Here is a 14,271-nt window from a genome sequence, read left to right as displayed (position 1 = left end):
GATCGTGCCGCGTTCTATCGCGACGAGGCCCCCGATTTAGCTCTCGCCGCATTTCTCGCGCAGCGCTACTGATAGAGAATGAACGAAACTTCCGCGACTTCCGCCTCGGGCCTCAGCCTGCTGCCCGACGGCATTGCGACGCTGACCGCGATCCACTTCACGATCATCGCCGTGGTGGCCATCCTGGTCGTGATCGGGCTGCTCTGGGGCATCAAGGCGAAACGCAGCAGGGTGAAGGCGTCGCGCGACGTGATCGCCAATGCCGAGGAAGCCGGCGTCCCCCCCGCGCCCGTCGACTCGGACGATCAGCGTGCTACAATCCCGGCCCCCACACCAGTCGAGCAGCGCAAGGCCGAGCAGACCCAGACCCAGACACTGACGGTTGCTCCAGCGCCGGCATCACCGCCGCCACCGATCGAGCGCGCGTCCCCTGTTGAGGCCACACCAACACCACCGCGGGTCGCCGACGAATCGACGACGCCGATCTTGCCGGCAGATCTCAGCCCGACCACCATTCCGACTGCCCAGCCGCACGCCGAAATCACGGCGCCGCCTGCGAAGATTGCCACCCCCGTATCGGCACCTGCCTTTGCCGATGGCCCGGTCACGCAGCTGAAGGGGCTCGGCCCCAAGGTCGCCACGCAACTCGGCGCGCTCGGCGTCACGACGGTCGGCCAGATGGCCGCTTTGTCCGAAAGCGAGGCGCAGTCGATCGATGCACAACTTGGCAATTTCACCGGGCGGATGGGTCGCGATCGCTGGGTCGAACAGGCGCGCCTGCTCGCGGCCGGCGACAAGGCCGGCTTCGAGGCGATCTTCGGGAAGCTGTAAGCCCCGGCGACCTTTGGCAGTTGTCATGCGCGACGGATGTCGATTGGCTCTATGCTGGGCTCGCGGCGACGGGCATGCCACGCGGCGGCGGACCTCGAAGTATGAGGCCGGCATTAGACAGGGTGATGAGTGCACATGCTGGCAATGATGAGCGCGATGCTGCTGACCGCAACGCCGGTGCATGGACCGGCAGCGCCGGTCGCATGGCTTGGTGCGACGCCGTCGCCGTTTGCCGGGGATTTTCCCGATAGCGCTTCGCTGCCGGTACTGATGCCGCTGTCGATGGCGGTTTCACCCTTGGCGCTGGTCGCGTCGCTTCCTGCGGTGACGTTCGAGCCGCAGGGGGTTCCGACCCAGACGATCCCGCCGGTCGGTCCGGCGCCGCTGAACACGCCGACGACCGGACGCGATATCGTCGTTACCGGACGCAAGGAAACCGCAGGCGATCCGCTGCGCGCCGTCAATGCCGAGTCGTTTGCGGTGACGCAGAAGGTCGACGACGCGGTGATCGGCCCGGTCGCGCGAACCTACAAGAAGACCGTGCCGAGCCCGATCCGGCGCGGCATCCACAATTTCCTCTATAATCTGCGCGAGCCGATCGTCTTCCTGAACTTCCTGCTGCAGTTCAAGCCGGGCAAGGCGGCAGAAACGGTCGGCCGGTTCGCGATCAATTCCACGATCGGCGCGGTCGGCGTGATCGACATCGCCAAGCGCAAGCCGTTCCACCTGCCACGCCGCTCGAACGGGTTTGCCAACACGCTGGGCTATTACGGCGTCAAGAACGGCGCGTTCCTGTTCCTGCCGCTGGTCGGCCCGACCACGATCCGCGACCTGTTCGGCGGTGCGATCGATCGGCTGATCCTGCCGGTCGGCATCGGCAAGCCATTTACCAGCGCGACCTACACGATCCCGGCAGGGATCCTCGGCGCGCTCGACCACCGGTCCGAGTTCGACCAGACACTCAAGGACCTGCACGACAATTCGCCCGATCCCTATGCGGCGACCCGGTCCTTCTATCTCAACCGGCGCCAGGCGGAGATCGACCATCTCCATGGCCGCGCCGAGGGCGATCCCGCGGGCATGTCGGGGCCGCCGCCCAGCGTCGTGCCGTTCGTGCCGAAGGATCTGGAACCGGGTGCGCGGGCGGTTCCAGAGACCCCTGCTATGGGCACCCCCGCAGCCGAGGCGCCTGTGGTCAATGCGCCGGCGACCGAGAACTCCGCCACGGTGCCCGCAACGGCCGACTAAAGGAGCGTCAAGGCACCAATCCGGTCGGTCGCCGTTCGCGCTCGTGTGAGTTGTGGGCGCTTGCGCCGCCCCGTCCCCTGCCTTCGCAGGAGACGCCTGCCTCAGACTTCGCTGACCAGCAGCTTGTCGATCCGGCGGCCATCGAGATCGACGATTTCGAACTTCCAGCCCTGCTCGACAAAGCTTTCGCCCTCGCCTGGCAGGTGGCGGAAGACCGACAGCGCGAGTCCCGCGACGGTCGCGTAGTCGCGGTCCTCGGGAAGGTCGATGCCGAGCCGGTCCGCGAGCGAATCCGCCGCCATCGTGCCGGCCACTAGCAGCGACCCGTCGTCGCGCACCACGACGGAGGGCGCGTCGTCGGGGTCAGCGTCCGACTTGAACTCGCCGGCGATCGCCGCGAGCAGGTCGGCAGGCGTCACAATTCCCTCGAAATGCCCATATTCGTCATGGATCAGCGCCATCGGCACCTCGGCCTCCCGCAGCGCGAGCAGCGCGTCCATCGCGTCGATCTGGTCGATTACCACCGGCGCCTTGCGCATCAGCGCGCGCAGGTCGAGCGGATCGCCACGGAACAGCGCGGCGGCGATGTCGCGCGCCTGGACGACGCCCTTGACCGCGTCGATCGAACCATCGCCGACCGGCAGCCGCGTATGCTGCGAGGCGAGCAACGTCTCGCGGATCTCGTCGGGGCCCCAGTTGCAGTCGAGCCAGTCGATGTCGGTCCGCGGCGTCATCACCTCGCGGACCGGGCGATCAGCTAGCCGCACGACGCCCGAGATGATCGAGCGTTCATGCTCCTCGATGATACCCGACTTCGAAGCCTCGGCGACGATCAGGTGAAGTTCCTCGGCGGTGACGTGCTCCTCTGATTCGCGGTTGAGGCGGAGCAGGCGGAAGATCAGCGCGCTGGTCGAATCGAGCACCCACACGATCGGCGCGGTACCGATCGCGAGCCAGCGCATCACCGGCGCCATGAACGAGGCGATCGCCTCTGGCGCGCGCAACGCGAACTGCTTGGGGACCAGCTCGCCGATGATCAGCGATGCATAGGTCGTGAGGCCGATGACGATCGCGAACCCGGCGGTCTCGGCGGTCGAGGCGGACAGGCCAAGCGCCTGCAACCGCGCCGCAGTCGGCATGCCCAGGCTCGATCCCGAATAGGCGCCGGCGAGGATGCCGATCAGCGTGATGCCGATCTGGACGGTCGACAGGAACTTGCCGGGGTCGGCGGCGAGCACGAGCGCGGCGCGCGCACCCTTCTTGCCAGCGCGCGCCATCGCCTCGAGCCGGGCCTTGCGTGCGGAGACGATCGCGAGTTCGCTCATCGCGAATACGCCGTTCAACGCGACCAGCGCGAGGATGATCGCAACGTCGATCCAGGGGAAGGGGGGAAGCGGTGCCATTGGCTCTGCGCCTCTTTGCAGGACAACGCCGGTTCGCACAACCGCCCTTGCACGGGGAGTCGCGGATACTCGACAGGGGGACGCGAACTATGGTCATGCTCGGTTCAGTGCGCAGGCGGAACAATCGTCGCGACACCGGGTTATCGGCCGTATCGGGCATGAAGCCGTCACTTGTCGTGTCTCAGGGAGATTATCTATGAAAACCAAGATGTTCGCGGGCGCAGCACTCGCCGCACTGATCGCCACCAGCGGGTGCACCACCGATCCAGAGACGGGTCGCCAGACGATTTCGAAGACCGCGCTTGGCGGCATCGGCGGTGCGCTTGGTGGCTATCTGCTCGGCGACGTGGTCGGCGGACGCCATGATCGTACCGAAAAGCTGTTGGGCGCGGGCATTGGCGGCCTCGCCGGGGCAGGCGTCGGCGCGTACATGGACAAGCAGGAGCGCGATCTGCGCGCACGCACCGCCGGCACCGACGTGCAGGTGATCCGCCAAGGCGACGATCTGGTGCTCAACATCCCGTCGGGCATCACCTTCGCCTATGACAGTGCCAACGTGCAGCCGCAGTTCCAGCGGACGCTCGATCAGGTCGCGGATACGCTGTCTCAGTACAACCAGACCTATGTCGACGTGTACGGCCACACCGATTCGACCGGCAGCGACCAGTATAACCAGGCTCTGTCGGAGCGCCGCGCACGCTCTGTCGCGGATTATCTGTCGGGCCACGGGGTGCAGGCGGCCCGCATCGGCACGCGCGGCTACGGCAAGACGCAGCCGATCGCATCGAACGACACCGATGCCGGCCGCGCGGCAAACCGTCGCGTCGAGGTGAAGATCGTCCCGATCACGCAGAACGACCTGCGCCAGTAAGAGGCGCCTGGCTTATCCTCCCCCGCAAAGGGGAGGATAAACCTTTAGAATAATCTGCCGCCGTTCGGGACCGGCACGCTCGGCGAGATCAGGACCACCTTGCCGTCGGCGTCGGGGAAGCCGAGCGTCAGGACCTCGGAGCGCACCGGGCCGATCTGGCGCGGCGGGAAGTTGACCACCGCCGCGACCTGGCGACCGACCAATGTCTCGGGCGTATAATGCTCGGTGATCTGCGCGGACGAGCGCTTCACGCCGATCGCGTCGCCGAAATCGATCCGCAGCTTGAAGGCGGGTTTGCGCGCCTCGGGAAAGGGTTCGGCTTCGACGATCGTGCCGACGCGGATGTCGACCTTCTCGAAGTCGGGGAAGGCGATTTCAGCGGTGGGCATCTCAGAAATCCACGTTGTCGTAATGCGCCGGCGGCGAGATCAGCTCCATCCGTTCGGACAGCAGCGGGCGGAAGCTCGGGCGGCTCTTGAACCCGCGATACCAGCGCGCGGTCTGGTCGTGGCCCTTCCAGTCGATCCCACCGAGATAGTCGGTGACCGAAATCTGCGCCGCCGCCGCCAGATCGGCGAGGCTCATCGTCGCGCCACCGAGCCAGTTCCGGTGATCGAGCAGATAATCCATATAATCGAGATGCCCGACCGCGGCCTTCATCGCCTCGCGCAGGCCCTTTGCGTCGGGCGCGGCGCGGTGCGCGAGCCGCTTGACCATCCGCTCGTGGAGCAGCGGGCCGGTCACGTCGCGATAGAAATGCGTATCGAACCACGTGACCAGACGGCGGATCTCCGCGCGATTGGTCGCGGTACCGTTGATCATCGCCGCCTTCTCGACGGTTTCCTCGAAGAATTCGCAGATCGCCATCGAATCGATCAGCGGCGCGACGCCGCGCGACGCGTCGACCATCACCGGAGTCTGGCCGGCGGGGTTCATGTCCATGAACTCGTCGCGGCGTTCCCACGGCGATTCGCGGACGAGTTCGTAGCCGACCCCCTTCTCGCCCAGCAGCAGGCGCACCTTTCGCGAGAAGGGACACAGGGGGAATTGATAAAGCTGCCACATGCCTATCGTTTAGGCGGTGGGGGGCGGGTGTGTCACTAGCGCCGGTTGGGCGGTGGGTAAGAAGATTTGGTTCACGCGGAGGCGCGGAGACGCGGAGGTGGTGCGTTCGCAGCACGCGAAGCTCTTTCAGAACCGATCACGGGAAAAGAGAGGCAGTATCTAGCTCCGCGCCTCCGCGTCTCCGCGGGACCCCTCCTACTCCCCCCGGCGAAGGCCGGGGCCCAATTGGGGGACGTCGCTACCGGAGGATAGCGCTCCGCAACTGTGGCCTTGCCAATTGGGCCCTGGCCTTTGCCGGGGTGGTGTGTGGGTTTGGCTTACTCCGCCGCGACCAACTCCGCGCTGTCGTCGAGCGGATGGCTTAGCCGCGTCAGCATTTCCTTCGGCACGATCTGCCAGAAATACGGCGCCACGCGGTCCCAGTCCTCGAGCAGGCCCTTCGACCATTCGCTGTCGGTCGTATCAGCATGGTCGCGCACGAGGTCGAGCAGCACGTCGGCCCAGTGGAGCGACCGCACCCGGTCCCAGGTGATGTTCTCCGGGTTCGCCCGCGTTTCGAACGTGCCGTCGGGATCGTAGATGAACGCCATCCCGCCGGTCATCCCCGCGCCGAAATTCGCGCCGACCTTGCCCAACACCACCGCGATGCCGCCGGTCATATATTCGCACCCGTTCGCACCGCAGCCCTCGACGACGACCATCGCGCCCGAATTGCGCACCGCGAACCGCTCGCCCGCCTGCCCCGCCGCGAACAGCCGACCGCTTGTCGCGCCGTAGAGCACGGTGTTGCCGATGATCGTGTTGTCCTGGCTGGCCAGCGGCGAACTCACCGCGGGCCGGACGATGATCGTGCCGCCCGACAGACCCTTGCCGACATAGTCGTTCGAGTCACCGAACACCTCGAGCGTGATCCCCTTGCACAGGAACGCACCGAGCGACTGGCCCGCGGAGCCGCGCAACCGGATCGTGACGTGATCGTCGGCGAGCGTCGACATTCCGAACTTCCGTGTGATCTCGCTCGACAGCCGAGTTCCCACCGCGCGGTGCGTATTGCGCACCGAATAGGTCAGCTGCATCTTCTCGCCGCGCGAGAACACCGCGGCGGCATCCTTGATGATCTGCGCATCCAGGCTGTCGGGCACCGCGTTGCGCCAGGTCGACAGCGAGAACCGCCGCTGCGAATCGTCGGCATCGACCTTCGCCAGGATCGGGTTGAGATCGAGATCGTCGAGATGCTCCGCCCCGCGGCTCACCTGGCGCAGCAGTTCGGTGCGGCCGATCACGTCGTCGAGGCTCTTCACGCCCAGCCGCGCCAGGATGTCGCGCACCTCCTCGGCGATGAAGGTCATCAGGTTGATCACCTTCTCGGGCGTCCCCACGAACTTCTGCCGCAGCGCGTCGTTCTGCGTGCAGATCCCGACCGGACACGTGTTCGAATGGCACTGGCGCACCATGATGCAGCCCATCGCGACGAGGCTCAGCGTGCCGATGCCGTATTCCTCGGCACCAAGGATCGCCGCGATCACGATGTCGCGCCCGGTCTTAAGCCCACCGTCGGTGCGCAGCCGCACGCGACCGCGCAGGCCGTTGAGCGTCAGCACCTGGTTGACCTCCGACAGCCCCATCTCCCACGGCGTGCCGGCATATTTGATCGAGGTCTGTGGCGACGCACCGGTGCCACCAACATGCCCCGCGATCAGGATCACATCGGCATGCGCCTTCGCCACCCCCGCCGCGACCGTGCCAATCCCCGCCGACGAGACGAGCTTCACGCAGACGCGCGCGCGTGGGTTGATCTGCTTCAGGTCGTAGATCAGCTGCGCCAGATCTTCGATCGAGTAGATGTCGTGGTGCGGCGGCGGCGAGATCAGCGTCACGCCGGGCGTCGCATGGCGCAGCTTGGCGATGAACTCGGTCACCTTGAAGCCGGGCAGCTGGCCGCCCTCGCCGGGCTTGGCGCCCTGTGCGACCTTGACCTCGATCTCCTCGCACGCGTTCAGATATTCGGCGGTGACGCCGAACCGCCCGCTCGCGATCTGCTTGATCGTCGAGTTGGCATTGTCGCCGTTCGCGTACGGCACGAAGCGCGCTTTATCCTCGCCGCCCTCGCCCGACACCGCCTTCGCGCCGATCCGGTTCATCGCGATCGCGAGCGTCTCGTGCGCCTCCGGGCTCAGCGCGCCGAGCGACATGCCCGGCGTCACGAAGCGCTTGCGGATCTCGGTGATCGCCTCGACCTGGTCGACCGGAACGCCTTCCGCGGGGAAGTTGAACTGGAGCAGGTCGCGCAGGTACACCGGCGGCAGGTCGGACACGCCGCGCGAGAATTGCAGGTAGCTCGTATAGCTGTCGGTCGCGACCGCGGTCTGGAGCAGATGCATCAGCTGCGCCGAATAGGCGTGCGTCTCGCCGGTGTGGCGCTGGCGATAGAAGCCGCCGATCGGCAGCGTCGCCACGGCCGGATCGAACGCCGCTTCGTGGCGGTCGGTCGCGTTGACGTGGAGCGACTTGTAGCCCTCGCCGCTGATCTTGGCGGGCATGCCGGGGAACAGGTCGTTGACCAGGCTGCGCGATAGGCCGACCGCTTCGAAATTGTAGCCGCCGCGGTAGGACGAGATCACCGCGATGCCCATTTTGGACATGATCTTGAGCAGCCCCTCCTCGACCGCGACGCGGTGGCGACGCAGGCATTCGGCGAGGTCGAGCTCGCCGAACAGCCCGCGCGACTGGCGATCGACGATCGCGGCCTCGGCGAGATACGCGTTCACGGTGGTCGCACCGACGCCGATCAGCACCGCATAATAATGCGTGTCGAGGCATTCCGCGGTCCGCACGTTGATCGACGCGTAGGAGCGCAGGCCGCGACGGACGAGATGCGTGTGGACGGCGGCCACCGCGAGCACGCCGGCGATGCCGACGCGGTCTTCGCTGATCGCCTCGTCGGTGAGGAAGATCTCGCTCTTGCCCTGCCGCACCGCCTGTTCGGCCTCGTTGCGAATCCGCTGGATCGCTGCGCGCAGCTTCTCGGGGCCGCCGCCGACTTCGAACGTGCAGTCGATCTCAGCGACCGCGCTGCCGAAATGCGCCTTCAGCCGCGACCAATGCTCGCCTGTCAGCACCGGCGAATCGAGCACCAGCACGCGCTCGCGCTGGTCGCGGACGTCGAGGATGTTGGCGAGGTTGCCGAACCGCGTCTTGAGCGACATCACGTGACGCTCGCGCAACGGATCGATCGGCGGGTTGGTCACCTGGCTGAAATTCTGGCGGAAGAACTGGCTGATGAGCCGCGGCTTGTCCGAGATCACGGCAAGCGGCGTGTCGTCGCCCATCGATCCGATCGCTTCCTTGGCGGATTCGACCATCGGCGACAGGATCAGCTCCATGTCCTCCATCGTCTGTCCCGCGGCAATCTGACGGCGTGCGAGCTCGGCGCGGTCGTAGCGCACGATCGCGTCCTCGACCGAGGGGAGGTCAGCGAGCGTGTGGAATTCCCCGATCATTGCGGCGTAATCCGCCTCGCCCGAAATGCGATCCTTGACCGCGCGGTCCTGCAACAGCACGCCCTCGTCGAGATCGACCGCGATCATCTCGCCCGGCCCCAGCCGGCCCTTCGCGACGATCGTCGATTCCGGGACCACGACCATCCCGCTCTCCGACCCGACGATCAGCAGACCGTCCGACGTCAGCGTATAGCGCAGCGGACGCAGCGCGTTGCGGTCCATCCCGGCGACCGCCCAGCGGCCATCGGTCATCGCCAGCGCGGCGGGGCCGTCCCACGGCTCCATGACGGAGGCGAGATACTGGTACATCGCGGTATGCCCGGCCGGCATGTCGGGCGCCGCGGCCTCGGGCACCAGCATCAGCTTGGCGGTCGGCGCATCGCGGCCCGAGCGGCAGATCGCCTCGAATACCGCGTCGAGCGCCGCGGTATCGGACGCGCCGGCGGGGATCACCGGCTTGATGTCCTCCGAATTGTCGCCGAACGCGAGGCTCGCCATCCGGATCTCGTGGCTGAGCATCCAGTTCTTGTTGCCGCGGATCGTGTTGATCTCGCCGTTATGCGCGAGGCAACGGAAGGGTTGCGCCAGCCACCATTGCGGGAAGGTGTTGGTCGAATAGCGCTGATGGAAGATTGCGACGCGCGATTCGAACCGCTGGTCGCACAGATCGGGGTAGAATACCGACAGCGATTCGGCGAGGAACAGCCCCTTGTAGATGATCGACCGGCACGACAGCGAACAGATGTAGAAGCCCTGGATCTGCGCCGCGATCACGCGCTTCTCGATCCTGCGGCGGACCAGATAGAGCGTCTTTTCGAATTCGGCGGCGTCCTGCTCGTCGGGCAGCGGCCCGGCGATCATGATCTGCTCGATCTCGGGGCGCGTCGCCTGCGCCTTCTGGCCGATCACCGACACGTCGACGGGCACCTGGCGCCAGCCATAGATGGTATAGCCCGCCTCGATGATCGCGCTCTCGACGATCGTCCGGCAATCCTCCTGCGCGCCCAGGTCGGTACGCGGCAAGAAGATCATGCCGACCGCGAGCCGGTTCGGCCGCACCTTGTGCCCCGACGCGGCAACCGCATCGTCGAAGAAGCGCAGCGGCAGGTCGATATGCAGCCCGGCGCCGTCGCCCGTCTTGCCGTCCGCATCGACCGCGCCGCGATGCCAGACCGCTTTCAGCGCATCGACCGCCGATTGCACCACGCGCCGCGACGCGCGGCCATCGGTGGCGGCGACGAGCCCGACGCCGCACGCATCGCCTTCGAACTCGGGGCGGTACATGCCCTCTTCGGCGAGACGGGCGCGTTGATCGGTGGTGAAATCGGTCATCGTCACTTCTTCTTTTGCTCGGGCGTGGCAGCCTGCTTGGCGAATTCGGCGACATCGGCCTGCATGTGCGCCATCGAGGATTCCATCATAGACCGCTGCCAGGCAGCGACATCGGGGTCGGCCATGATCGTCAGCGATTGCTGCATGTATGCGCGGCCGCTCGGCGTCGCGAAGAACGCCTTGATGTCACGGCATTGGGCGACATCGAAGCGGCGCGCATAGGCGCGCGCCATCGCGTCGACCATGCTCGGCAATCCGTCGCGCATCAGCGTCATCGTGCGCGTCTGCTGCCGGTCCATGAAGGCGGCAAACTGAGTCTGCATCTGCGGATCTTGCGCCATCGCGCTACTGAACATCGGGCTCTGCGCCATGCCCTGCTGAAGATTGCCCAGCATCGGCGCGATCATGCCCTCGATCATCCGCGCTCGTGATTCGGGCGGCATCAGGACGTCGATCAGTTCGCGCGCCGCAGCGAGGCGAGCAGGATCGGGGGCCGCGACGGCAGCAGCCGATCCCTGCGCATGCGCCGCAGACGGCGCGACTGCGCCCGCCAGCAACGCCACCCCGAGAAACGCGTGCCTCATGCCGCGACCTTCGCGTTTGCAGCCTTGGTCTTAAGCCACTTGTGCATCGTCGCCGCCACGTCGCGGCCGTCGCGGATCGCCCAAACCACCAGGCTCGCCCCGCGAACGATATCGCCCGCCGCGAACACGCCGTCGAGCGAGGTCATCAGCGTCTTGCCATCGACCAGGACAGTCCCCCAGCGGCTGACCCCAAGCTCGGGCGTCGCGAACAGCGTCGGCAGATCCTCGGCGTCGAAGCCGAGCGCCTTGATCACTAGGTCCGCGTCGACCGAATAGTCACCGGCGGGATCGGGCTCGGGCGCACGGCGACCGCTCGCGTCGGGCGCGCCGAGCCGCATTTTCCGCACCTTGACGCTCGACACGGTGTCACCGCCGTCGAAGCTCTGCGGTCCCGACAGCCAGACGAACTCGACGCCCTCCTCCTCGGCATTGGCGACCTCGCGCTGCGATCCGGGCATGTTCGCGCGGTCGCGGCGGTAAAGGCACTTCACCGACTTCGCGCCCTGGCGAATCGCGGTGCGCACGCAGTCCATCGCGGTATCGCCGCCGCCGATCACGACGACGTCCTTGCCCTCGGCATTGAGGCTGCCGTCGTCGAACGCGGGGACCGCGTCGCCGAAACCCTTGCGGTTCGACGCGACGAGGAAGTCGAGCGCGGCGACCACGCCGTTCGACCCGCCGCCAGGCAGGTCCATCGCGCGCGCCTTGTACACGCCGGTCGCGACCAGGATCGCGTCGTGGCGCTGGCGCAGATCGTCGAGGCTCGCGTCATGGCCGACCGCGAAGCCCTCGTGGAAGACGATGCCCGCCGCCTTCAGCCGCTCGACGCGGCGCATGACGATAGGCTTTTCGAGCTTGAAGCCGGGGATGCCATAAGTGAGCAACCCGCCCGCACGATCGTAGCGGTCATAGACATGAACGTCATAGCCGTGCCCGCGCAGATATTCCGCCGCGGTGAGACCCGCCGGGCCCGCCCCGATCACGCCGACCGACTGGCCACGCGACTTGCCGGGGACGAGCGGCTCGACCCAGCCATTTTCCCAAGCGGTATCGGTGATGAACTTCTCGACGGAGCCGATGGTAACGGCGCCGTGCCCCGTGAATTCGATGACGCAATTGCCTTCGCACAGCCGGTCCTGCGGGCAGATGCGCCCGCAAATCTCCGGCATGGTCGAGGTCGCGTTGCTCAGCTCATACGCCTCGCGCAATCGGCCTTCGGCGGTAAGCCGCAGCCAGTCGGGGATATGGTTGTGCAACGGGCAATGGACCGAGCAATAGGGCACGCCGCACTGCGAGCAGCGCCCGGCCTGTTCCTCGGCGGGCTCGACCGCGTATCGCTGCGCGATCTCGCGGAAATCCTCCTGCCGCTCGTCCGCGGTGCGCTTCGCCGGGTAGGATTGCTCCCTCCCGACAAACTTTAGCATCGAATCGTTCGCCATACATGCCTCCGACAGCTGCGTTATTGCGCTGTCAGGGGCTTGTCACTGCTAAAAACGCGCTTGCGTCAGCCTAGCTGCCATAAAATCGGATGAAATCCGCGTCGTTTCCGACCAATCCTCTCCGATTAACGTTATTAGTTCCGCATCGGACTTACTTGCTCAGCAACCAGATCAGCGCGGCCGAGCCGGCGACGACGCGGTAGAGCGCGAACGGCACGAAACCATGCTTCGTGACGATGCCGACGAACCACTTCACCACCAGCAACGCAACGATGAACGATACGGCGGCGCCGATCGCGATCGCGCCCAGCCCAACCCCGCCGCCGCTCGCGATCGCATCGCGGTTCTTGAGCAGCTCGAGCGCGCTCGCGCCAAGCATCGTCGGGATCGCGAGAAAGAAGCTGAACTCCGCCGCGGTGCGCCGCTCGACGCCCAACGCCAGCGCGCCGAGGATCGTCGCCCCCGAACGGCTGACGCCCGGGATCATCGCGAGGCACTGGAGGAAGCCGATGCCGATCACCGTCTTCAGCGGAATGTCGGCGACGCCACTGATGTCGCTGCGCGGCGCAAACCGCTCGACCGCGAGGATCGCAAAGCCGCCGACGACCAGCGCGATCGTCACGACCTCGGCATTGCCGAGCAGCGCCTCGATATATTTGTGGAGCGCCAGCCCGATCACCGCAGCGGGAATGAACGCCACCACCAGGTTGCGCAGAAACAACCAGGATTTCGGCTCGCGGCGGAACAGGCCCATGCCGACCGCCCAGAAGGTGCGCCAGTACAGCACGACGATCGCCAGGATCGCCCCCAGCTGGATCACGACGTTGAACACCTCCCAGCGCCCGGCATCATAGCCAAGCAGCCGTGTGGCGAGGATCAGGTGGCCCGTCGAGGAGACGGGCAGGAATTCGGTGATCCCCTCGACGATGCCGAGGAGGATGACGGTCAGAAGTTCGGTCAAGCAAGGCTCCGGCGCGGTGGGTTAGGGCAGGCTTAGCCTAGTTCGATCCACCTGCGTGGACTTCCGCATGCGTTTCGGCGCGCCGACCGAACCGTCCAGCCTTGCGGAACCGCACCAGCCACCCCGGCGCGACCGTGGACAGCGGCGTCGCGTCGATCCCCAGCGCGGCTAGGCCATCGACGCCGGTGACGACATTATCGCTCTGCAGCATCGCCCACTGGTCCTTGGTGATCGGGGCGCCCGGCAGGAACCCTGCTCTGGCGATCAGCGCGCCCGCAAAATCGGGAAGCTCGATGATCGACGGCGTGCGACCGATCGTGCTGGCGATCCAGCGGATCAGATTGCCCATCGTGATGATGTCGGGTCCGCCGAGCTCGAGCGTCTGCCCGCCGAACGCCTCGGGCGCCGCCGCCGCCGCAACGATCGCATCAGCGACGTTGCCGACGAACACCGGCTGGAACTTCGCCCCTGCGCGGAGCACGGGGACGACCGGCGCCTTGGCGATCATCCCGGCAAAGCGGTTCACGAACTGGTCTTCCTGACCGAACACGATCGAGGGCCGCAGGATCGTCGCGGTCGGGAACGCGTCCAGCACCGCCGCCTCGCCCTGCCCCTTCGACTTGCCATAGGCCGAGGCGGACTCCGGATCCGCCCCGATCGCCGAGACATGCACCAGCGCGCCGACACCCGCCTTGGCCGCGGCCTGCGCGACGGTCTGTGCTCCCAGCGCCTGCACGCGCTGGAAATCCCCTGCGAGCACGCCGACCAGGTTCACGACCACGTCCGAGCCCCTGACCGCATGCGCGATCGTCTCGGGCTTGGTAACGTCGGCACCGACGAACTGAGTCTGGCCGAGCCCGCCGAGCGGCTTCAAGAAAAACGCCTGCCGCGGATCGCGCTGCGCGATGCGGACGCGTGCGCCCGTCGCCAGCAGCGCCTGCGCGACATAGCGGCCGACGAAACCGCCGCCCCCGATCAACGTCACCAGTTTGTCGTTCATCGCCCGTCCGTCCACTTTAGTTTGCCTGCTCATTCGC

At 66.5% G+C, this 14,271-nt stretch carries 11 protein-coding genes; 3 read left to right on the top strand and 8 right to left on the bottom strand.

Going from position 1 to position 14,271, the window contains the following annotated elements; genetic code table 11:
• The first annotated feature begins 78 nt into the window (after positions 1–78).
• Both C8J26_RS01525 and C8J26_RS01520 read left to right on the top strand, forming a co-directional pair.
• Positions 79–831 (top strand): hypothetical protein, encoded by a 753-nt coding sequence (locus tag C8J26_RS01525; protein WP_107956448.1) that lies wholly within the window; start codon positions 79–81, stop codon positions 829–831.
• Between the two features lie 135 nt (positions 832–966).
• Positions 967–2,079 (top strand): MlaA family lipoprotein, encoded by a 1,113-nt coding sequence (locus C8J26_RS01520; RefSeq protein ID WP_244185112.1) that lies wholly within the window; start codon positions 967–969, stop codon positions 2,077–2,079.
• Positions 2,080–2,180: 101 nt separating this feature from the next.
• Here the strand turns inward: C8J26_RS01520 and C8J26_RS01515 are convergent, their stop codons facing one another.
• Positions 2,181–3,482, bottom strand: coding sequence for a hemolysin family protein (locus C8J26_RS01515; protein ID WP_107956447.1), 1,302 nt, complete (start codon positions 3,480–3,482; stop codon positions 2,181–2,183).
• A gap of 196 nt (positions 3,483–3,678) precedes the next feature.
• Between C8J26_RS01515 and C8J26_RS01510 the strand changes: the two genes are divergently transcribed.
• Positions 3,679–4,353 (top strand): YiaD family glycine zipper/OmpA-like lipoprotein, encoded by a 675-nt coding sequence (locus C8J26_RS01510; protein WP_107956446.1) that lies wholly within the window; start codon positions 3,679–3,681, stop codon positions 4,351–4,353.
• A gap of 44 nt (positions 4,354–4,397) precedes the next feature.
• On the opposite strand, the gene C8J26_RS01505 is transcribed toward C8J26_RS01510, so the two are convergent.
• The 7 genes from C8J26_RS01505 to C8J26_RS01475 all read right to left on the bottom strand — a co-directional run bounded on the left by C8J26_RS01505 (position 4,398) and on the right by C8J26_RS01475 (position 14,234).
• Positions 4,398–4,742 (bottom strand): tRNA-binding protein, encoded by a 345-nt coding sequence (locus tag C8J26_RS01505; RefSeq protein ID WP_107956445.1) that lies wholly within the window; start codon positions 4,740–4,742, stop codon positions 4,398–4,400.
• A 1-nt stretch (position 4,743) separates the two neighbouring features.
• Positions 4,744–5,418 carry a glutathione S-transferase family protein gene (locus C8J26_RS01500; protein ID WP_056418961.1) on the bottom strand — a complete coding sequence of 225 codons (675 nt, stop codon included), beginning with the start codon at positions 5,416–5,418 and terminating at the stop codon, positions 4,744–4,746.
• A 317-nt stretch (positions 5,419–5,735) separates the two neighbouring features.
• Positions 5,736–10,250, bottom strand: a complete 4,515-nt coding sequence (gene gltB, locus C8J26_RS01495; RefSeq protein WP_107956444.1) for a glutamate synthase large subunit — start codon at positions 10,248–10,250, stop codon at positions 5,736–5,738.
• Between the two features lie 2 nt (positions 10,251–10,252).
• Complete coding sequence (locus C8J26_RS01490; RefSeq protein WP_107956443.1) at positions 10,253–10,834, bottom strand: DUF2059 domain-containing protein; 582 nt, start codon at positions 10,832–10,834, stop codon at positions 10,253–10,255.
• Positions 10,831–12,273, bottom strand: coding sequence for an NAD(P)-dependent oxidoreductase (locus C8J26_RS01485; protein ID WP_056418968.1), 1,443 nt, complete (start codon positions 12,271–12,273; stop codon positions 10,831–10,833). The genes C8J26_RS01490 and C8J26_RS01485 overlap by 4 nt, the downstream gene beginning before the upstream one ends.
• A gap of 151 nt (positions 12,274–12,424) precedes the next feature.
• Positions 12,425–13,234, bottom strand: coding sequence for an undecaprenyl-diphosphate phosphatase (locus C8J26_RS01480; protein WP_107956442.1), 810 nt, complete (start codon positions 13,232–13,234; stop codon positions 12,425–12,427).
• Between the two features lie 37 nt (positions 13,235–13,271).
• Positions 13,272–14,234 carry a complex I NDUFA9 subunit family protein gene (locus C8J26_RS01475; RefSeq protein WP_107956441.1) on the bottom strand — a complete coding sequence of 321 codons (963 nt, stop codon included), beginning with the start codon at positions 14,232–14,234 and terminating at the stop codon, positions 13,272–13,274.
• Positions 14,235–14,271: the final 37 nt, after the last annotated feature.

Source organism: Sphingomonas aurantiaca (genome assembly GCF_003050705.1).
GTDB lineage: Bacteria > Pseudomonadota > Alphaproteobacteria > Sphingomonadales > Sphingomonadaceae > Sphingomonas > Sphingomonas aurantiaca.
This window is presented reverse-complemented; position numbering and strand designations above follow the sequence as displayed.